We start from the raw sequence: 1,563 nt of genomic DNA, 5'->3' as shown, positions 1-1,563 counted from the left end.
GCCGAAGTAGCCGATGCACACCACAGGGAACAAGCGGGCCAAGGGAATGGGTTTCATGTGCCGGAGCATGTAATGCCAGCGCCATGTACGCGCCCACAGACCGACGAAATAGACCGCCACGCCGGGAAGGATCCACCAATAGTTCGCTTCCTCCAGGGCCGACCATACCTCTTGGAGATGCAAGCTTGGTAGCACTTGATAGAGAAAGAAACCGCTGATGACCAGGCCCAACAGCAGTTGCAGGGTTCGTCTCATCCAGGCGCGCCTAACCAGTTGACATGGGCTTCCGTAAACCACTTGCCAAGCATAGCACACCTAGAAATGAACGCAAAGAAGAGAGAGGAAAAGGTGGCGAAAGAAAAGGGTGACACGCCTTTGTGTCACCCTGAAGGGAAAGGAGGCGAGAACGGTCAATACATCTGTTGTATCCCGGCCCGGGAATCCACGGTTCGCTTGAACTTGACGGCCTGCCGCTCCAGATTGGGGGCTTCCCGCAGGGCAAGGTGAATGGACAGCGGGCCATAGTCGGTCAACAAAGGCACCACCAGCCGCTTGAAGTCCAGCGTGGAAAGCATGGTGTTGCGCCCCACCACCAGAGTGGGCACCGAAATTGAACACTGGTAGCCGGCCTCGGCCAGGTGGGTGGTCGCGATGCCTGTGATCACGTTGCCCATCTCTGCAATGCCGCTTTGGGCCAAGTCATCGAACTCTTGGTGTTCCTCGCCTAGCATCTGCGAGATCAAGGCCAATGCCATGGGGATTCCCATGCCATACATGACAATCCCCTGAACGTCGCCGACGACGCTAAGGAGCACAGTGACATCCTCAGGGGTGTAGCAATTTGATTCAAGCGTCACATCACCTCGTTTGACTTCGGCGCCAACCTCGGTCGCCAGGACGGACTGTGCTGCTTTCAAAAACGGATTCATGAAATTTGCTCTCACCACGGTCTCTCCTACCCTTTGCAAATGCACAAGAACAAAATGCCTATACCCCGAGTCAGCCGGTTCATGCATCTCCCAGCGAAGAGGCCAAAAGAACCGCGCCCCCCTCTCCTTGCCTATCGTTTACGCCGATAAAAAGCAGGAGCGATGTACTCCAGCCCCCATTCCCGATAGCGCGAAATGGTTTCTGTACTTCCGATGAAGAGAACGCCCCCAGGTCGAAGAGCTTGCCTCAACCGACGATACACGTCCACTTTGGTTTGGGCCGTGAAGTAGATCACCACATTTCTACATAGGATGAGATCAAACTGACGCTCTACAACATCCTGTAACAGATCAAAATGTTGGAAATTTGTGATGGTGCGAACGGAGGGACGCACCATGTATGAATTGTCATCGAGAACTTGCATGTATTTCTGCAAAAAATGCGGCGGCAACTCCTTGACTTCGCTCCTAGTATAAGGTCCACCAGCGATAGCGCGTTCCAGGACTTTCGTATCAATATCCACGCCCCAAACCCGATGGGAGCGGGCCGGCTCCTGATCGAGTAGGAGCATGGCCAAGGTGTACGCTTCCGCGCCGATGGAACACCCCACGCTCCAGGCTTCAATGCCGGCTG

Annotated in this window: 3 protein-coding genes; all 3 read right to left on the bottom strand. The window is 54.9% G+C overall.

Annotated elements, in window-relative coordinates:
• A partial coding sequence (locus tag D6694_03545; protein ID RMH46430.1) for a UPF0104 family protein occupies nt 1-255 on the bottom strand: 255 nt, incomplete at its 3' end.
• A gap of 155 nt (nt 256-410) precedes the next feature.
• Nucleotides 411-944 carry a chemotaxis protein CheX gene (locus D6694_03540; GenBank protein ID RMH46431.1) on the bottom strand — a complete coding sequence of 178 codons (534 nt, stop codon included), beginning with the start codon at nt 942-944 and terminating at the stop codon, nt 411-413.
• Between the two features lie 116 nt (nt 945-1,060).
• Nucleotides 1,061-1,563 (bottom strand): methyltransferase domain-containing protein (locus D6694_03535; protein ID RMH46429.1); only part of this gene is annotated, 503 nt, incomplete at its 5' end.

It is taken from the genome of Gammaproteobacteria bacterium, from assembly GCA_003696665.1.
Lineage (GTDB): Bacteria > Pseudomonadota > Gammaproteobacteria > Enterobacterales.
This window is presented reverse-complemented; position numbering and strand designations above follow the sequence as displayed.